Source organism: Providencia sp. PROV_01, assembly GCF_053098325.1.
Genome location: NZ_JBRFKD010000002.1, coordinates 2,289,104 through 2,305,930, shown reverse-complemented (window position 1 = coordinate 2,305,930; position 16,827 = coordinate 2,289,104). Strand labels below are relative to the sequence as shown.

General features: G+C 41.1%; 19 protein-coding genes. All 19 read right to left on the bottom strand.

What is annotated here, in order from left to right; genetic code table 11:
- Positions 1-25 precede the first annotated feature (25 nt).
- Positions 26-1,378 carry an OprD family outer membrane porin gene (locus tag ACU696_RS11145; RefSeq protein WP_209102160.1) on the bottom strand — a complete coding sequence of 451 codons (1,353 nt, stop codon included), beginning with the start codon at positions 1,376-1,378 and terminating at the stop codon, positions 26-28.
- Positions 1,379-2,716: 1,338 nt separating this feature from the next.
- Positions 2,717-3,736 (bottom strand): beta-N-acetylhexosaminidase, encoded by a 1,020-nt coding sequence (nagZ, locus tag ACU696_RS11140; protein ID WP_198634789.1) that lies wholly within the window; start codon positions 3,734-3,736, stop codon positions 2,717-2,719.
- Positions 3,737-3,800: 64 nt separating this feature from the next.
- Positions 3,801-4,703: a phosphotransferase gene (locus ACU696_RS11135; RefSeq protein ID WP_226537901.1), complete on the bottom strand. Its 903-nt coding sequence runs from the start codon at positions 4,701-4,703 to the stop codon at positions 3,801-3,803.
- The gene (lpoB, locus tag ACU696_RS11130) at positions 4,666-5,244 is read right to left on the bottom strand and encodes a penicillin-binding protein activator LpoB (RefSeq protein ID WP_004911798.1); all 579 of its coding nucleotides are present in this window, start codon (positions 5,242-5,244) and stop codon (positions 4,666-4,668) included. The genes ACU696_RS11135 and lpoB overlap by 38 nt, the downstream gene beginning before the upstream one ends.
- Positions 5,245-5,246: 2 nt before the next feature.
- Positions 5,247-5,639, bottom strand: a complete 393-nt coding sequence (locus tag ACU696_RS11125; protein WP_004911800.1) for a YcfL family protein — start codon at positions 5,637-5,639, stop codon at positions 5,247-5,249.
- A gap of 19 nt (positions 5,640-5,658) precedes the next feature.
- A complete protein-coding gene (gene hinT, locus ACU696_RS11120; RefSeq protein WP_004911802.1) occupies positions 5,659-6,009 on the bottom strand; it encodes a purine nucleoside phosphoramidase in 351 nt (116 codons plus the stop codon).
- Positions 6,010-6,049: 40 nt separating this feature from the next.
- Positions 6,050-6,841 (bottom strand): metal-dependent hydrolase, encoded by a 792-nt coding sequence (locus tag ACU696_RS11115; RefSeq protein ID WP_109911601.1) that lies wholly within the window; start codon positions 6,839-6,841, stop codon positions 6,050-6,052.
- 12 nt (positions 6,842-6,853) lie between these two features.
- The gene (holB, locus tag ACU696_RS11110; protein WP_004911812.1) at positions 6,854-7,846 is read right to left on the bottom strand and encodes a DNA polymerase III subunit delta'; all 993 of its coding nucleotides are present in this window, start codon (positions 7,844-7,846) and stop codon (positions 6,854-6,856) included.
- A gap of 24 nt (positions 7,847-7,870) precedes the next feature.
- Complete coding sequence (tmk, locus tag ACU696_RS11105; protein ID WP_209102158.1) at positions 7,871-8,500, bottom strand: dTMP kinase; 630 nt, start codon at positions 8,498-8,500, stop codon at positions 7,871-7,873.
- A 5-nt stretch (positions 8,501-8,505) separates the two neighbouring features.
- Positions 8,506-9,528: an endolytic transglycosylase MltG gene (gene mltG / locus ACU696_RS11100; RefSeq protein WP_209102156.1), complete on the bottom strand. Its 1,023-nt coding sequence runs from the start codon at positions 9,526-9,528 to the stop codon at positions 8,506-8,508.
- A 52-nt stretch (positions 9,529-9,580) separates the two neighbouring features.
- Positions 9,581-10,411: an aminodeoxychorismate lyase gene (pabC, locus tag ACU696_RS11095; protein WP_004911820.1), complete on the bottom strand. Its 831-nt coding sequence runs from the start codon at positions 10,409-10,411 to the stop codon at positions 9,581-9,583.
- Positions 10,412-10,561: 150 nt separating this feature from the next.
- Entirely contained in the window at positions 10,562-11,812 is a 1,251-nt protein-coding gene (gene fabF, locus ACU696_RS11090) for a beta-ketoacyl-ACP synthase II (protein WP_004911823.1), read from the bottom strand.
- A 78-nt stretch (positions 11,813-11,890) separates the two neighbouring features.
- Positions 11,891-12,127: an acyl carrier protein gene (acpP, locus tag ACU696_RS11085; RefSeq protein WP_004253236.1), complete on the bottom strand. Its 237-nt coding sequence runs from the start codon at positions 12,125-12,127 to the stop codon at positions 11,891-11,893.
- Positions 12,128-12,282: 155 nt separating this feature from the next.
- Positions 12,283-13,017: a 3-oxoacyl-ACP reductase FabG gene (gene fabG, locus ACU696_RS11080; RefSeq protein ID WP_109911597.1), complete on the bottom strand. Its 735-nt coding sequence runs from the start codon at positions 13,015-13,017 to the stop codon at positions 12,283-12,285.
- A gap of 7 nt (positions 13,018-13,024) precedes the next feature.
- Positions 13,025-13,957 carry an ACP S-malonyltransferase gene (fabD, locus tag ACU696_RS11075; protein WP_209102154.1) on the bottom strand — a complete coding sequence of 311 codons (933 nt, stop codon included), beginning with the start codon at positions 13,955-13,957 and terminating at the stop codon, positions 13,025-13,027.
- 18 nt (positions 13,958-13,975) lie between these two features.
- Entirely contained in the window at positions 13,976-14,926 is a 951-nt protein-coding gene (locus ACU696_RS11070) for a beta-ketoacyl-ACP synthase III (RefSeq protein WP_209102203.1), read from the bottom strand.
- Between the two features lie 9 nt (positions 14,927-14,935).
- Positions 14,936-15,976: a phosphate acyltransferase PlsX gene (gene plsX, locus ACU696_RS11065; protein WP_004911832.1), complete on the bottom strand. Its 1,041-nt coding sequence runs from the start codon at positions 15,974-15,976 to the stop codon at positions 14,936-14,938.
- Between the two features lie 12 nt (positions 15,977-15,988).
- Positions 15,989-16,159 (bottom strand): 50S ribosomal protein L32, encoded by a 171-nt coding sequence (gene rpmF / locus ACU696_RS11060; protein WP_004253223.1) that lies wholly within the window; start codon positions 16,157-16,159, stop codon positions 15,989-15,991.
- A 12-nt stretch (positions 16,160-16,171) separates the two neighbouring features.
- Positions 16,172-16,696 carry a 23S rRNA accumulation protein YceD gene (gene yceD / locus ACU696_RS11055; RefSeq protein WP_004911841.1) on the bottom strand — a complete coding sequence of 175 codons (525 nt, stop codon included), beginning with the start codon at positions 16,694-16,696 and terminating at the stop codon, positions 16,172-16,174.
- Positions 16,697-16,827 lie beyond the last annotated feature (131 nt).

Genomic DNA, 16,827 nt, shown 5'->3' with positions numbered 1-16,827 from the left:
TTTTTTAATCTTTTTCAATTATCGACTACATTTTAAAACGGTAAGTCGTTGTCATTGATCCAGATAACGAATGTGCACGACGTGAGTGCCCATCATATAATTTTGGCGTTGTGTAGTCGTTTTCTTGCTGGTGGTGCCAACCCAAACCACCACTTAATGACACGGATAGATTCTCAGTTGGTTTCCAATAGCTAAACAGACCAAATTGGCCTTGCTTTAATCTTTCACCTTCATATTTAAATTCTGAATAGTTGGTACGGGCACCAACAGACAGTTCTTTGCTGATACGATATTCAGCCGCCATTGCAATCATGGTTTCGCCATCACGTACGTAGTCGATATCTGCATAAGCTGGAGAGTTAAAACGGCCACGCGTGTTACCAATTGGGTTACGCGCAAATTGTCCGACACCGTTCGCTTTTTTCGCTTGGGTGTAAGTTAAGCCTGTGCTTAGCGTCCAAGGCGATTCAGGGATACGCCATTCTGCCGTTCCTGCATAGTGCCAAGCACGCTTGTCAAAATTACGCTTACCTTTTTGTTTATCGGTCTCAGTACGCTTACCGTCACTACCATATTCATGGTTATAGATCTGCGTACCTAAAGTGACATCTGAAGTTAGTTTATATTTCGCTTCTAAACCTTGCTGACGGAATAAATCATCGGCTTGACCATAGAAATAGTAAACTTTCAATAGTTTAGTATTGTAGTTAATTCCACCCGTGATGACATGATTAACATTGTGTCGAACGCCGTTAGCATCAGTAAAATACATGGCATCAATATTTGGGCTATCACGACGCATAACTTTTTTATCGAGATATAATAAATCCAAACTCCAATCACTGATCGCAGTATTCGTGTAGTAACCGCTATAGCTGTTCAATGATAAACGCTGTGAATTCGTGAAAATACCCGTATTTTTCAGTGTAAACCAACCTGCTTTGGCATTAAATTTCACTGGCTCAAGGTCTAGTTTCACTTTTGCATAACGTTGACCAATTTTGTTGTACCCTTTCGCATGGCCATCATCATTATATAAAATTGCACGGGAGGCGAAGTCTTTACTTGCGCCTAACTTGATACCACCATAATAGGAAGCGTCAAAACCAATGATGTCAGCGAAATAACCTGATTTGAAATCCGCTTGAAAGTTTTGACCCCAAGCATTCGCTACTTGTTTTCTATAACGGTTTTCGTCTTTATCAAAACGGTTTTCTGTTTTTAAGTATTTCCACATGTTACGGGTTGACAGCTCTAGCTCCGAATCCGCAATGAATGAATTTTCCTTGATAGAATCTTCCCAGTTACTGGCATTTGCCATTGCTACAGCTAAATAGCAAGGAGAAAGCATTAATAACGCAATATTTTTAACTTTCATTGGAATTAACCTAGTTAATGATTATTTGAATTAATTTTATGCTGTACCATGTTTCCATGAACAACAAAACACCATTTTTATTTTTAGCTTAATAAAATAATTTCACTTAAAGACAAACAGATACATCCATTTCAAACACATAAGTCATTTTTAAAAAAATTTAATACAGTATTCGTCTGCATTTGTGTTTACTTATTTCTATGAATAGAGGTATCCCTTATAGGGATTACATAAATATATTATTTAATCGATAATGACACACTACTCACATTGCGCGTTTATTTAACTTAAAATTCAAGCAATGACGCTACACTTACCCATTAAAAAATAATTACCACTCTATTACTTATCTATTTTTTATGACAAAAGATGCCCCTGAGAAATAATCATCTCAAACAAATTTGAATATTTAACTTAAAATACAACTTCTAAATTGCTGTTTTTTTTAATTGATTACTTATCACTCTAAATTGTCATAAATCTTTAATAATACGAATGCTATCGTAATTTTATGTCAATTAAAACGATCGCTGTCACAACACGTTACATCGGTTGCATTAAACTACCCACTAATAGTGATATTGATCACGTTTTATCTTAAGGGATTCTTAATGTGTAAATCTTTCATTTGGATAGGATTTAATAAGTAATTCATTTATATCTGGTTAAAACACAGATTTAAATGGATATTTGTAATCAGCTTGATACATATAAAGACTTATGAATAAAATATAACCTAATAAAATTTCACATATAAATGCATATTGCTGATAGGTGTATAACCAATCTATGAATGTTTTATTTAATTCCTCATAGAAGAAAGCATTATTCCCTAGCGTTCAATTTCAATTAAGTAACATTTGAGTAAATGATAAGCATGACTTAGTGATTCCCTCCCCCTTTAACTCATCTTATGTTTCATTAATTTAAAATTATCTTAACTTTTGAAGATAATCGATTTCATGATTAAAAGTATCATAATCATATTTAATAATTCCAACCAAATGAAAAAACAGACCATAATCCAAATTTCCAGTTATTTATTTTAAATAAACTCAAAATACAATTAACAATAAATATAATTATTAATATTTTTATTTCAATAAAAAATCATCTAATTATTTTTAATAGTGAAATAAGTATTGATTCATTTTATCTAAAGCAATTTCAAATAACATTGAGATTAACTGTGCAATTATTAATGAAGTTACGGGTAACTTTTACTGTGGGCAATAATTTTATTATTTTATTTATGCATAATCATGGACTTTATGATGTGTATTGATACAAAAAAGGCCAGTAAATAAAATACTGGCCCTTTAGATATCATTGAAATTATTAGCGATGTTCTTGCCAACGTGAATGCAAGTCAACCAGTTGACGATGACTTTCTTTCCAACGCCCAACGGCTTGTAATTCTGTTAAGCTATATTGTCGACCACTATGATATAGCTTAGAAGCTTGGCTATCATGTTGTTTTGGTAAATTATCTAAAATACTGACAGCACCTTCACGATTATTACAGACTAAAATCATGTCACACCCAGCATTCAATGAAGCCTGTGCTCTCTCGGGATAACTTCCCATAACCGCCGCACCTTCCATCGATAAATCATCAGAGAAGATAACCCCCTGAAACCCAAGTTGTTCTCTCAATACTGATTTTAACCAAAATGGCGATCCACTCGCCGGACGGTCATCAGCTTGAGTATAAATAACATGGGCAGGCATAACCGCATCGAGTAGCTCTCGTTGAATAAAATCTTTAAATATCAACATATCTTTACCACGGATCTTCTCTAAAGTGCGGTCATCGCGTGGTGTTTCTTTGTGTGAGTCAGCTTTCACAGCGCCATGACCAGGAAAGTGTTTTCCTGTTGTTTTCATTCCCGCACTGCGCATGCCTTTAATAAAACGCTCCGCCATAACCATGGCAATTTCAGGATCTTCGTGGAATGAGCGTTCGCCTATCGCAATACTTTGATGGCCAAGGTCCAGAACAGGTGCGAAACTAATATCAATATCCATGGCTATCATCTCTGATGCCATTAACCAGCCCGCCTCTTCAGCAAGCTTGGCGCCATCCATTTCACTATTGAGCGCGGCAAATGCCTGAGCAGAAGGCAATGCGGTGAAACCATCACGAAAACGCTGTACTCGACCACCTTCTTGGTCAACGGCTATCAATAACCGGTGTCTTGATGCGTCACGAATTTGGCGAACAAGCTCTCGTAATTGCGCTGCATCATGAAAGTTACGGGTAAATAATATTAAGCCGCCCACGGATGGGTGTGCTAATATTTCGCGCTCTTCATTGTCCAATTCATAACCCTGAACATCTAGCATTATAGGGCCCATAACATGCCTCACTTATTAAACAAATTATCTCAATTCGATACTGTTTTCTGATAGCTTTCAGCCATCAACCTAATAAACCAAAATATTGTCTTAAAGACTGTGAGTGTAACAAAAAGTCAGATGACTGGCTTTCATTCCACTGCACTTCATACCACATTAATGTCATATATTTTACCCAAGGTGCCCATGATTGACAGCTTTTCGCCAATTGCTGTTTGTCACGATAAGCACCGTGAATATCACAATATTGCGTTAAGAAAAAATCTCGCTGAATGTCAGTCAGACCATTAAATTGAAAATAGGTTTCTAAAGAAAAAGCGATATCTGTATTGGCTGCATATTCCCAATCCAATAGCATTAACTGCCCTGTTGATGTACGAACAATATTTTTTGCATGAATATCCATATGGGCAGGAGCCAGTTTCAGCGTTTTGGGAAATGCATCAGAGGTAAAATGACGATGTAATTTTTTCCAGCGAGGCGAAAACCTTTTTTTATCAATTAAATAGCCATAATGTGATATTTCATCGCGTAGTTGTAAATGATACCCCAGCAGTGGAGCGCGATGTAATTGTGTGACTATATTTGCAAGCTCGCACTGAAAACTAGGTAACAGAAAAGTATTATTATCAGGGTGTTGTCCTTCACACCACCCTAATAATAACCATTGCGCATTTCGGCCAATCACTTTAGGTGTAAATGAATAAGCGCGTAATTGCTGCAATATCCGCGCTTCTTTCTTTCGGTCAACATACAAAGCAGTTTGTGCATTTCCATCAGCGCGCGCGATAAGCTTTATTTCACTACCAGATAAGGAACATTGCAACAAAAAGCTTCCACCTGATAGCCCTGTTAGCGAAGATATTTTCCAATCATGGACAGAGATTGTTGGAAAACACAACGCTAACAGCCGAAAAAGCGACTGCGGGTTACTCAATATTGTGCTTTCCAGTCCAAATAATTTCACCTGTTTGCACTTCCATCAATTGCATTTCAAGGCTTCTTTCTTTGTTGGAGCCTGACATCACGCTGTAGATCACATACTCTGCTTGAACATAGCGGCCTAACCCTATCGCTTTGCTACGGGTTACTAAGCTGTCTTCTTGTGATAAACCGAGTGTTTTACGTGCAGAACTCACCACACTGGCAGGAACAACTTTAAAGCGATTCGTATTTTCAACCGCGGTTGTCATAACTGATGTCACAGCCTGCACAGGCAGTGAGCCATTCGTATTATTTTTCACTGAGTCAACTAACAATACTTTGCCACTTTCTACCCCATCCGCACTCACCATTTGATTAACTAAAGGCGTAATGGAAGCTGACCAATCTATAGTTTGTTGTTTTGGTGGAGTTGGCACAACATCAACGGGTGGCGGAGTCACTTCCGGTTGTTTTTCAGGCTCGACGGGCACTATCGGGGGTTGTGTACCTGGTTGTTGAGGTGGATATGAAGGGCAGCCAGCCAAAATTAATGTCGCGGCAGCAACCATTAAAATGCGTTTCATTATTATTCTCCGGCCTTTGGCGATAAAAATACATGAACACGTACATTTGTTGCACGTGGAGAGGAAGTCACGGCACGAACTTTCGCAACAGAATTCGCCGCAATTTGCTGATGCATAATATTTGAAGTGTCTACTTTTAACCCTTGCTTATCATACCAATATAAACGATAAGCAATATTGACCACTTCAGATTGCGAATTACTCATATTGATCGTGGCGATAGTTTGGTGATTTTCATTACCTATCACTGGGTTTTCGACAATGACCCCTTGTGCAAGTACTGCTGGCTCCATAATGATGCGCTGTTGCTCATTAAAAACCAGTCCTTGTGTCTTTTTAAATACGCAACCACTTAGCAACACGGTTACCAAAGCAAGTAATGCAATACGGTTCATCGTCGACCCCTATACCTTATTATTTCGCCAATAGAGGGCCTAATGGGCGACCACCCACTAGATGCATGTGGATATGAAACACTTCTTGGCCTGAATGTTCATTACAGTTCATGATTAAACGGTAACCATTCTCTGCAATACCTTCTTCTTTGGCAATTTTAGCCGCTACAGTAAACAAACGACCTAACGCTAGTTCGTCGTCCGCAGTAACATCATTCACAGTCGGAATTAATTTATTAGGGATGATAAGAATATGTGATGGTGCTTGTGGTGAAATGTCACGAAATGCCGTGACAAGTTCGTCTTGGTAAACCACATCTGCCGGGATCTCGCGACGGATAATTTTACTGAAAATCGTTTCTTCTGCCATTTCAATTTCCTTAGTCATTTAATCGTTCTTGTGAACTAATTTATACGTTATTTGTACCAACATTTAAATGAAACAAACGATTGAAGTTTTGCGTCGTAATTTCAGCAAGCTGCTCAACACTAACGCCCTTCAGCACGGCCATGTACTCAATAACATCCCGAACGTACGCAGGTTGGTTTTCCCTACCACGATGAGGAACTGGTGCCAAGTATGGCGAGTCGGTTTCGACTAAAATGCGATCTAAAGGAACAACTCGGGCGGCTTCTCTAATTTGTTCCGCATTGCGAAATGTGACGATCCCTGAAAATGAGATATACATGCCCAAATCGAGTAGTTCCACTGCCGTATCTTTATCTTCAGTAAAGCAGTGTAATACCCCGCCACAATCCATCACGTTTTCTTCGCGTAAAATAGATAACGTATCTTCTCGTGCCGCACGAGTATGTACAATAACCGGTTTATTCACTTCACGACCGATACGAATGTGCTGACGAAAAGACTCTTGTTGTAGTGCAGCATTTTCTTGCTGGTAATAGTAATCCAGCCCAGTTTCTCCTAGCGCAACGACTTCGTTTCCTGCCGCTAATTGTGCTAGTCGTGCAAAATCATATCCCTCGTCTAAATTAAGGGGATGAATACCACATGAAAAAGCGATATTGTCACGCAGGCCAATCATTTTCTTCATGCTTTCAAAACCGTGCAACGTCGTTGCAACCGCTAACATGAAGCGAACATCACGAGCCGAGGCCTTTGCGATAACATCATCGACATTCGTGTGTAACTTTTCATAATCTAAACAGTCGAGATGACAGTGTGAATCAACAACAAACATATTTAACTCTTTTTAAAATGTAGGGACAGCCAATGAAGCTTCCCATTGTAATAATTGATTTGTCAGAATCAGTTCCTGATTCAATGCAGGAACTGTCAGTAATTGATGACGGCAATATAACCACTTATCATACATATTTATTAACTGAGTACGATTCATAGCACCGGCTAATTGTAGGACTTGAGACTGCTGATCTTGGTTGATGCAAAAAGCCCCCGCACCTTGTTGAATTTTAATGGCATCCGCAAATAAGCTGAGTAGCCAATTTAAGGCATCAGGCACCTCATCGATATTCAAACTAGGCAGCAAACTCAACATATCACCCGTTTGCAATGCATGGCTTAAACTATGACATAGTGCATTACGTTTTTGCCAACGTTGTTCGTCCAATAAAGCTAGCGCAGAAACCGGTGCACCTTGGCATATTTTTAATGCCGTTATCGCATTTTCAGTAGCAATACCTGGTTTTTGCTTTTGCAGCCAATAGAGTGCTATTTGTAAATCGGGTGCAGGTAAGAAATGACTTAGACAACGGCTGCGAATAGTTGCAAGCAAATCCTCTTGTTTATCACTTCCTAATAAAAAATAAGTGTCTTTTGCTGGCTCTTCCAATGTTTTCAATAACGCATTAGCTGCCGCATCCGTCAATGCCTCAACTTGTGGAATATACACCACTTTATTACCACTTTGTTGGGCATGGCGACTCAAGGTTTCAATTAATTTCCTAACCGCATCGACACTAACAGTCGACTTTCCTTTCTCTACCTCAAGAATATGATAATCAGGATGATTGCCTGCAAGCATCAAACGGCAACTGTGGCATTGTCCACAGCTTTTTAGCCCGTCTCTTTCTTGGCAAATAAGCCAACGACTAATTCCATAGCATAGCGCTTGCGCACCATTTCCCGGCATTGAATGAAGCAGTAACGCGTGGTGGCCTCGACCGCTTTGGTACGCAGTAATGATTTGTCGGTAAGGTTCATTTAACCAAGGATACCAATTCATGGGATTAATACCTTATGTGGTTTATCAAGCACGCGCTAACCATTCGGTCAGCGTTTGGCGAATATCATGCTGTACTTGCTCAATGTTTTGGCTTGCATCAATAGTGAGTATCGTTTCATCACCCGCGGCCAACTCAAGATAACGGCGGCGTGTTCTTTCGAAAAATGCTAACGACTCTTTTTCAATTCTATCTAATTCACCTCTAGACCTTGCTCGCTGCAAACCTAATTCAGGTGGTAAATCAAGGTATAACGTTAATGAAGGTTTGAAATCCCCCAACACTAAGTCACGTAATGATTGCATCAAATGACGGTCAATTTCACGTCCACCACCCTGATACGCTTGGGAAGATAAATCATGACGGTCACCGACCACCCATTTGCCCGCCGCTAATGCAGGACGAATCACTGTTTCAACCAGTTGTACACGGGCAGCATAAAGCATGAGCAACTCAGCCTTATCAGTGACCTTATCACCCGCAATGCCTTGCTTTACTAGCTCGCGTAATTTTTCTGCCAGTGGGGTGCCCCCAGGCTCACGAGTGAATACAATATCTGTGATCCCGGCTTGGTTCAACGTATCGACAACCGTGTTGATTGCTGTCGTTTTACCAGCGCCTTCAAGACCTTCAATAACAATAAATTGGTTTTTCATTTTTATCAGTTTTGCTGTTCAAATTGGCGGTAAACTTTAACGGCACGATTGTGGTCGTTTAAATTACGACTAAAAGTATGCCCACCTTTACCATCTGCGACAAAGAATATGTAATCCGTTTTAGCTGGATGTGCTGCAGCTTTTAACGATGCAAGGCTTGGCATCGCAATCGGTGTGGGTGGCAAACCATCAATCTTATAAGTATTGTACGGAGTATAATTATCTAAATCACTACGATAAATTTTACCGCGATACTTGTCGCCTAACCCATAGATGACGGTTGGGTCGGTTTGCAAACGCATATTTTTCTTTAGGCGGTTAACAAACACGGAAGCAACTTGGGCCCTTTCACTATCAACACCGGTTTCTTTTTCAATAATCGAAGCCATAATAAGCATTTCATAGGCATTTTTATAGGGTAAATCCCTATCTCGCCCTTTCCACTCTTCATCAAGGCTGTTTTGCATACGTTTATAAGCACGTTTCAGGATTTCAGCATCTGTTGTTCCCGCTGTGTATAAATAGGTATCAGGATACAACCATCCTTCTAAAGTACCTTCCTCGTTAAACCCAATAAGCGCATGCAGTTCTGTCGGGGTTAAGTTGGTGGTTTTATGCTCTAAATAAGGCGCATCTCGTAAAATATTACCCCAATCACTCAAGCGATTACCTTCAATAAAACGGATTGAAAACTGTGCTTCTTTACCACTCACAATTAATTGTAGGAGCTGTTCAACGTTCATTCCCGGTTGCAGGCGGTAAGTTCCCGCTTTTAGCTGAGCCAGTTCAGGACGTAGCTTGAGCAACCATTGGAATTCATTCCCTTTTTCAAGAATTTTATCTTCAATAAGTAACCCTTCAAATGCAACACGCCCAGTTCCTGCAGGAACTGTGAAGATTTTTTCTTGTGTGATACTGATAGGCGTTTTGGTATAGTTCAATACCTGACGGTATTGCCAATAGACAGCGACTGCAACAATAGCAGCCAAGGTAACGGCGATGAGAATGATTTTTTGGGCTAATTTCATTTATTGACCATTTCAATGCGTGTGTTGGTAATAATTAATTCATTTATAAAAACTAAATTTTGCAACGCAAAAATAAATACTCAAACAACTCACGAGACGCAAATTGCAATGGCGGACACTGTTGACTCATTTGAATGCTTTGTACTGGTAAAACTGGCATCAACGTATTACAAATAATCACTTCATCACAATGAGTTAACACGTTAGCAAAGCGTTCGACCTGCTGAAGATGGTACTGGCTATCCTCTAGTAGTGATATGATCTTTTGTCTCATTAATCCATTTACCCCACTATGAGATAAAACTGGGGTGTATACTGCTTGCCCAACTCGCCAGAAAACATTCGCACTACAACATTCAACAATAATACCGTCGGTGTCTAGCACAATCGCTTCATCTGCATCAAGTTCATCAACCTCTTGTTTGATAAGAACTTGCTCCAGACGGTTGAGGTGTTTCATTCCTGCTAGTAATGGGTTACGAGCTAACGGAATTTGGCTGAGAACGAGGCGTGCCCCTTTACACTGTAGCTGAACATAATTATTTGGGAAGGGAGAAACACTGACTATCACCGTCGGCGAGGTAAAACCTTTCGCGCTATATCCTCTACCGCCTGCACCACGACTTAGGATAACTTTAATCACAAACTCATCTTGAGTTTGCTCTGCACAAATCTGCTTTAGATGGTCTACTAAGCTTTTCCAATCTGGCTGTGCAATTTTTAATCTTTGGCTATCATGCTGTAACCGGGCAATATGCTCATTTAACATTTTAGCTTGCTGATTAACGCCATGTATGGTCGTAAAACAGCCGTCCCCAAAAGAGACTGCGCGATCAGTAACACTTATTTGCTGGCAAAGTTGCCCATTAACCCAATATGACATTGATAATACTTATAATAAAAGCTGATAAATCAGACATTAATCAAGTGGGATTATCATAAACTAAAGCGAAGAACTGTGCAAAGAACTGGACAAAATAAAGCCCCAGCCACATTACGTGACTAGGGCTAATTAATAACGGTAATAGATTAATTATTCGCCGTGATAACGACGGAAAATTAATGAACCGTTGGTGCCACCAAAACCAAATGAATTACACAGAGCGAACTCCATGTTCTCAACTTTACGTGCTTCACCTGGAACAAAGTCCAGTTTGCACGCTTCATCTGGGTTATCCAGATTAATGGTTGGCGGTACAATTTGATCGCACAATGACAAAATGGTAAAAATTGACTCAATAGCACCCGCAGCACCCAGTAAGTGACCTGTCATTGATTTGGTTGAGCTAACTAATACCTCTGTGCCTTCACCAAATACATTAACAACCGCTTGTGCTTCTGCCAAATCACCGGCAGGAGTTGAAGTACCGTGAGCATTGATATACCCCACGTCACTGGCTTTAATGCCTGCATCTTTCAGTGCATTTTCCATCGCAAGTGCAGCACCCGCACCATTTTCAGGTGGTGATGTCATATGATAAGCATCACTGCTCATCCCAAACCCTGCAATTTCAGCATAAATTTTTGCACCGCGCGCTTTCGCATGTTCATATTCTTCAAGAATAATAATACCTGCGCCATCTCCCAGAACAAAACCATCACGGTCTTTATCCCATGGGCGACTTGCCGCTTGCGGGTCATCGTTGCGAGTCGATAATGCACGCGCTGCACCAAAACCGGCCACACCGAGTGGTGTAGTCGCTTTTTCAGCACCGCCTGCAACCATTACATCGGCGTCACCGTAAGCAATCATACGTGCTGCATGGCCAATATTATGCACACCTGATGTACAGGCTGTTGCAATTGAAATACTTGGGCCACGGAAACCGTACATAATGCTTAAATGACCAGCCACCATATTAATGATGGTCGATGGTACGAAGAATGGGCTTACCTTGCGAGGTCCACCGTGCAGTAATGACTCACAGTTGTCCTGAATTAAGCCTAACCCACCAATACCAGAACCAATCGCTGCACCAATTCGAGTAGCATTGGCTTCTGTTACTTCCAATCCAGCATCTTTAAAGGCTTGAAAGCCCGCGGCGATACCATATTGGATAAATGGGTCCATTTTCTTAGCATCTTTACGGGAGATGCCAAATTCTTCGTAATTGAAATCTTTTACTAAGCCAGCAAATTTAGTTGCGTGGTTAGTAGTATCAAAATGATCGATTAGGCTGATACCACTCTGTCCGTCACAAACAGCTTTCCATGATGACTCAACTGTGTTGCCGACAGGAGATAACATGCCCAGTCCGGTTACGACTACACGACGCTTAGACACGTATTTCCTCCAAGGAGGGAAAAGTTACAAAAGGAACATAGGCGATCGAGTGATCGCCTAGATAAGTTTTTCGTACAATTATTTAGATGCGTTCTCGACGTAGTCAATCGCAGCCTGTACTGTTGTGATCTTTTCAGCTTCTTCGTCAGGGATTTCGCAATCGAACTCTTCTTCCAGAGCCATAACCAGCTCAACTGTGTCAAGAGAATCAGCGCCCAAGTCATCAACAAATGAAGCTGTATTTACAACTTCTTCCTCTTTAACACCCAGTTGTTCAACGATGATTTTCTTAACGCGTTCTTCGATAGTGCTCATACTATTAAAATTCCTATCAAAACTCGCTTTCGCGATGGTTTTCGTAGTTTATGAAATACAGGAAAAGATACAACCCAATCCCGGCTGTTGGAACTATTATTTTGCATTATTTAGCGTTAGATAACACTAATAATGCAAATAGTTCCATCATTTCTTTAGATCATGTACATGCCACCATTGACATGCAATGTTTCACCTGTGATGTAAGCAGCTTCATCAGAAGCTAAAAACGCTACAGCACTGGCAATTTCTTGTGCATCACCCAGTCTATCCGCAGGAACCTGAGATAAAATGCCTGCACGCTGTTCATCTGTCAATGCTTTAGTCATATCAGTTTCGATAAAACCAGGTGCAACGACGTTGACAGTGATACCACGAGAAGCGACTTCACGAGCCAATGATTTACTAAAACCAATTAACCCTGCTTTCGCTGCTGCATAGTTAGTTTGCCCCGCATTTCCCATCACACCGACAACGGATGCAATTGAAATAATACGTCCACAACGTTTTTTCATCATGGCACGCAAAACGGATTTAGACAAACGGTAAACGGATGAAAGATTGGTGTCAATAATATCTTGCCATTCATCTTCTTTCATACGCATCAATAGGTTATCACGAGTGATACCTGCATTATTAATCAAAATATCAATTTCACCAAATTCTTCACGGATTTTGGTCAAAGTTTCTTCGATTGATGCTGCATCAGTCACGTTTAACGCTAAACCTTTACCTTTACCATCAAGATAAGCGGTAATGGCTTCTGCGCCTTTTTCGCTGGTTGCTGTTCCGATAACGGTAGCACCACGAGCAATTAATGTTAAAGCAATAGCTTTACCAATTCCACGACTCGCGCCTGTTACCAGTGCAATTTTTCCTTCAAAGCCCATGTCGTCCTCAGCTATTTTCTAAAGCAGTGCTTAATGATACAGGATCATTGACTGCGACGGCAGTTAAATTAGAGACAATTCGCTTGGTAAGACCAGTCAATACTTTTCCTGGGCCTACTTCAATAAGATGTTCAACACCTTGATCTGCCATTAATTCTACTGTTTCCGTCCAGCGTACTGGATTATACAGTTGACGGACTAAAGCATCACGAATATTTTGTGCCGATTTCTCAATTTTAACATCAACATTGTTAATAACTGGATAGTCTGGCTCACAAAAATCAATTTTTTCTAACGCTTCGGCTAATTTATCAGCAGCTGGCTTCATTAATGCACAATGAGACGGGACGCTAACAGATAATGGCAACGCACGTTTAGCCCCCGATTCTTTACATGCGATACCCGCACGTTCAACTGCTGCTTTTTCACCCGCAATCACGACTTGGCCCGGTGAGTTAAAATTAACCGGTGAAACAACTTGGCCTTGAGAAGCTTCTTGGCAAGCTTTTTCAATTGATTCGTTATCCAAACCAATAATGGCATACATCGCACCAGTGCCTTCAGGAACGGCTTCTTGCATGAGTTTTCCGCGCAATTCAACCAGTTTAATCGCTTGTTTAAAGTCGATAACACCCGCGCAAACTAAAGCAGAATATTCACCAAGGCTGTGACCCGCCATGATCGTAGGCATCGCGCCATTTTTGTCTTTCCAAACACGGAAAATAGCCACAGAAGCTGCCAATAAAGCAGGCTGTGTTTGCCATGTTTTGTTTAATTCTTCTTCTGGCCCATTTTGTACTAACGCCCAGAGATCGTAACCCAATGCTTCCGATGCTTCAGCGAATGTTTGCTCAACAAGCTGATTTTCTTCAGCCAATGCCGCTAACATCCCTAAAGACTGAGAACCCTGTCCGGGAAATACCATAGCAAATTGTGTCATGTCTATTTTCTCAGTTAATTAAAAACGAACCAATGCAGAGCCCCAAGTGAAACCGCCACCGAAGGCTTCTAAAAGCACAAATTGACCACGCTGAATACGACCATCACGCACCGCTTCATCCAACGCTGTAGGAACTGATGCTGCTGAAGTATTACCGTGACGGTCTAATGTGACAACGACTTTATCCATTGTCATATCTAATTTTTTCGCCGTCGCAGAGATAATTCTTAAATTTGCTTGATGTGGGACCAACCAATCAAGTTCTTCTTTGGCTATACCGCTTTGTGCCAGTGTCTCATCAACAATATGTGCTAATTCGCGCACTGCAACTTTAAAGACTTCATTACCTGTCATGGTCAAATAGGCAGGGTCTTCAGAGCAACGGCTACGATTAGGTAATGTGAGTAAATCCCCATAACGGCCATCGGCATGTAAATGCGTCGAAATAATACCCGGCTCTTCAGATTCGCCGATAACAACAGCCCCTGCCGCATCACCAAATAAAATAATCGTGCCACGATCTGCTGGGTCTAATGTTTTAGATAAAGCATCAGCACCAATAACTAATGCTTTTTTGGTCATACCTGTTTTGACGAATTGATCAGCAATACTAATCGCATAGGTAAAACCTGCACATGCTGCTGCGACATCGAATGCCGCACAATCTTGAATACCTAGCATCTGTTGAATTTGGCAAGCAGCGCTAGGAAAAGCGTGAGTTGCTGATGTGGTTGCAACGATAATCAAACCAATGTCAGTTGCATCGACTTGCGCCATGTCTAACGCATTTTTGGCAGCTTGAAAACCCATCACTGAGACACTTTCATCTTCGTTGGCAATTCTTCTTTCATGTATGCCAGTGCGTGTCACAATCCACTCATCAGAAGTATCAACCATTTTTTCCAGATCAGCATTGGTACGTACTTGTGCTGGTAAGTAGCTGCCTGTTCCTAAGATTTTACTGTACATAGCCATAGGTTATTGATCACTCCTGGGTAAAACAATATTTAGTCGCGCTGTTATTCTTTCTGGGACTTGTTTTTCAACAGCTTGTACTGCGCGGTCAATAGCCGCTTTGAAAGCGCCTTCATTCGCTGCACCATGACTCTTGATGACAATACCTTTTAATCCTAACAGAGTCGCACCGTTATACTGGTCGGGGTTCATGTCCCCAAAACGTTTCATTAAACGTTTTTTTAACCATTTTTTCGCCAGTTGCATAAACCAACTGCTTTTTTTATGTTGATCACCGGTCGATTTTATCAATGAAAGGATGACGCGTATTACGCCTTCCATGGTCTTCAATGAGACATTACCTGCGAAGCCGTCACACACTAACACATCGGTTTTACCTGTCAGTAATTCGTTACCTTCTACATAACCAATGTAATTAATTGATGATGTTTCTTTTAATACTGAGGCGGCTTCGCGGATATTATCCAGACCTTTACTCTCTTCTTCGCCAATATTCAGTAACGCGACTCTCGGTTTAGAAATGTTAACCACTTCTTCTGCCATCACGGAACCCATTACGGCAAATTGGACTAGCATATCACTACTACAGTTAACATTAGCGCCTAAATCTAGCACAACTGTTTGGCTTTTTTGCTGATTAGGTAAGATGGTCATTAGCGCTGGGCGCTCAATCCCCTCTATAGACTTTAGCATTAATTTTGCTAGCCCCATCAGCGCACCCGTATTCCCCGCACTCACGCACGCTTGTGCCTGCCCTGTCTTTACTAACTCTAAGGCCACTCGCATCGAGGTTCCTTTGCTTTGTCTTATCGCATTTGATGGTTTTGCATCGTTTGCGATAATACCGTCCGCAGGAATAATTTCGACACGCGAAATTTGCTCAGCACTTTGGTGTGCAAGCAAAGGTTGAATGGCTTCGGGTTGACCGACAAGCAGTAATTTGAGTGCTGGATTAGATGCCAGTGCCTGCAATGCAGCAGGCACCGTGACGCGGGGACCAACATCCCCGCCCATAGCATCTAACGCAATGGTTAGATTAGCCAAGGTAACAACAAATTACTTGTTGATAACCTTACGGCCACGGTAGTAACCATCTGCAGTCACATGGTGACGCAGGTGAGTTTCACCGGAAGTTTTATCTACAGAAACTAGGGTAGCAGTCAGTGCATCATGTGAACGACGCATACCGCGTTTTGAACGAGTTGGTTTATTCTGTTGTACGGCCATTGACCTTACTCCTTAAGTACTTTTCTTTAAACTGGCTAATACGGCAAATGGGTTTGGTTTTTCTGCCTCGGGAGGCAGTTCACCATACACCATGTCCGCTTCGGACACTTCACAGTGTTCAGAATCATGAACCGGAACAACTGGTAAGGATAGAATTATTTCATCTTCTATCATTCCCAGCAAATCTATTTCACCAAATTCATCAATTTGAATCGGTTCGTAGAGCTCCGGTAATGCTTCGGCCTTTTCGTCATTGACGACAGGACTAAAACAATACGATACGTAGGCATGATGCTTGAAATTTTTTCCGCAACGTTGGCATTGGAGGGTGAGATCCACATCGGATTTCCCTTCGATAACCGTGAGACGTTGTTTATCAATATTAAATGATAATTCGGTTTCTACATCACTGTCTACACTGACTACTGATTCTGCAAGACGTGCAACTTGCTCAGGTGTATAACTCCCGACATAGTCGAGGTTTTTCTGAGCTGCACGCTGCGCATCGATAGTCAGGGGTAATTTTACCTTTTGCATAAGGCGCGCATATTAACTTTGTAATGAGCTATAGTCAAAGAAAAAGGCGGGGTAAACTCGCCTTTTCACCAAAAAACCGTAGGTTTTACGTTTTATAGTTTAAAATGAGTTAACCCTTTTGGCTACGAGTT

Coding starts and splice junctions, on each gene's coding strand:
- ACU696_RS11145 (WP_209102160.1), bottom strand. CDS start 1,378: ATGAAAGTTAAAAATATTGCGTTATTAATGCTTTCTCCTTGCTATTTA.
- nagZ (WP_198634789.1), bottom strand. CDS start 3,736: ATGGGCCCTATAATGCTAGATGTTCAGGGTTATGAATTGGACAATGAA.
- lpoB (WP_004911798.1), bottom strand. CDS start 5,244: ATGAAACGCATTTTAATGGTTGCTGCCGCGACATTAATTTTGGCTGGC.
- ACU696_RS11125 (WP_004911800.1), bottom strand. CDS start 5,639: ATGAACCGTATTGCATTACTTGCTTTGGTAACCGTGTTGCTAAGTGGT.
- hinT (WP_004911802.1), bottom strand. CDS start 6,009: ATGGCAGAAGAAACGATTTTCAGTAAAATTATCCGTCGCGAGATCCCG.
- ACU696_RS11115 (WP_109911601.1), bottom strand. CDS start 6,841: ATGTTTGTTGTTGATTCACACTGTCATCTCGACTGTTTAGATTATGAA.
- holB (WP_004911812.1), bottom strand. CDS start 7,846: ATGAATTGGTATCCTTGGTTAAATGAACCTTACCGACAAATCATTACT.
- tmk (WP_209102158.1), bottom strand. CDS start 8,500: ATGAAAAACCAATTTATTGTTATTGAAGGTCTTGAAGGCGCTGGTAAA.
- mltG (WP_209102156.1), bottom strand. CDS start 9,528: ATGAAATTAGCCCAAAAAATCATTCTCATCGCCGTTACCTTGGCTGCT.
- pabC (WP_004911820.1), bottom strand. CDS start 10,411: ATGTCATATTGGGTTAATGGGCAACTTTGCCAGCAAATAAGTGTTACT.
- acpP (WP_004253236.1), bottom strand. CDS start 12,127: ATGAGCACTATCGAAGAACGCGTTAAGAAAATCATCGTTGAACAACTG.
- fabG (WP_109911597.1), bottom strand. CDS start 13,017: ATGGGCTTTGAAGGAAAAATTGCACTGGTAACAGGCGCGAGTCGTGGA.
- fabD (WP_209102154.1), bottom strand. CDS start 13,957: ATGACACAATTTGCTATGGTATTTCCCGGACAGGGTTCTCAGTCTTTA.
- ACU696_RS11070 (WP_209102203.1), bottom strand. CDS start 14,926: ATGTACAGTAAAATCTTAGGAACAGGCAGCTACTTACCAGCACAAGTA.
- rpmF (WP_004253223.1), bottom strand. CDS start 16,159: ATGGCCGTACAACAGAATAAACCAACTCGTTCAAAACGCGGTATGCGT.
- yceD (WP_004911841.1), bottom strand. CDS start 16,696: ATGCAAAAGGTAAAATTACCCCTGACTATCGATGCGCAGCGTGCAGCT.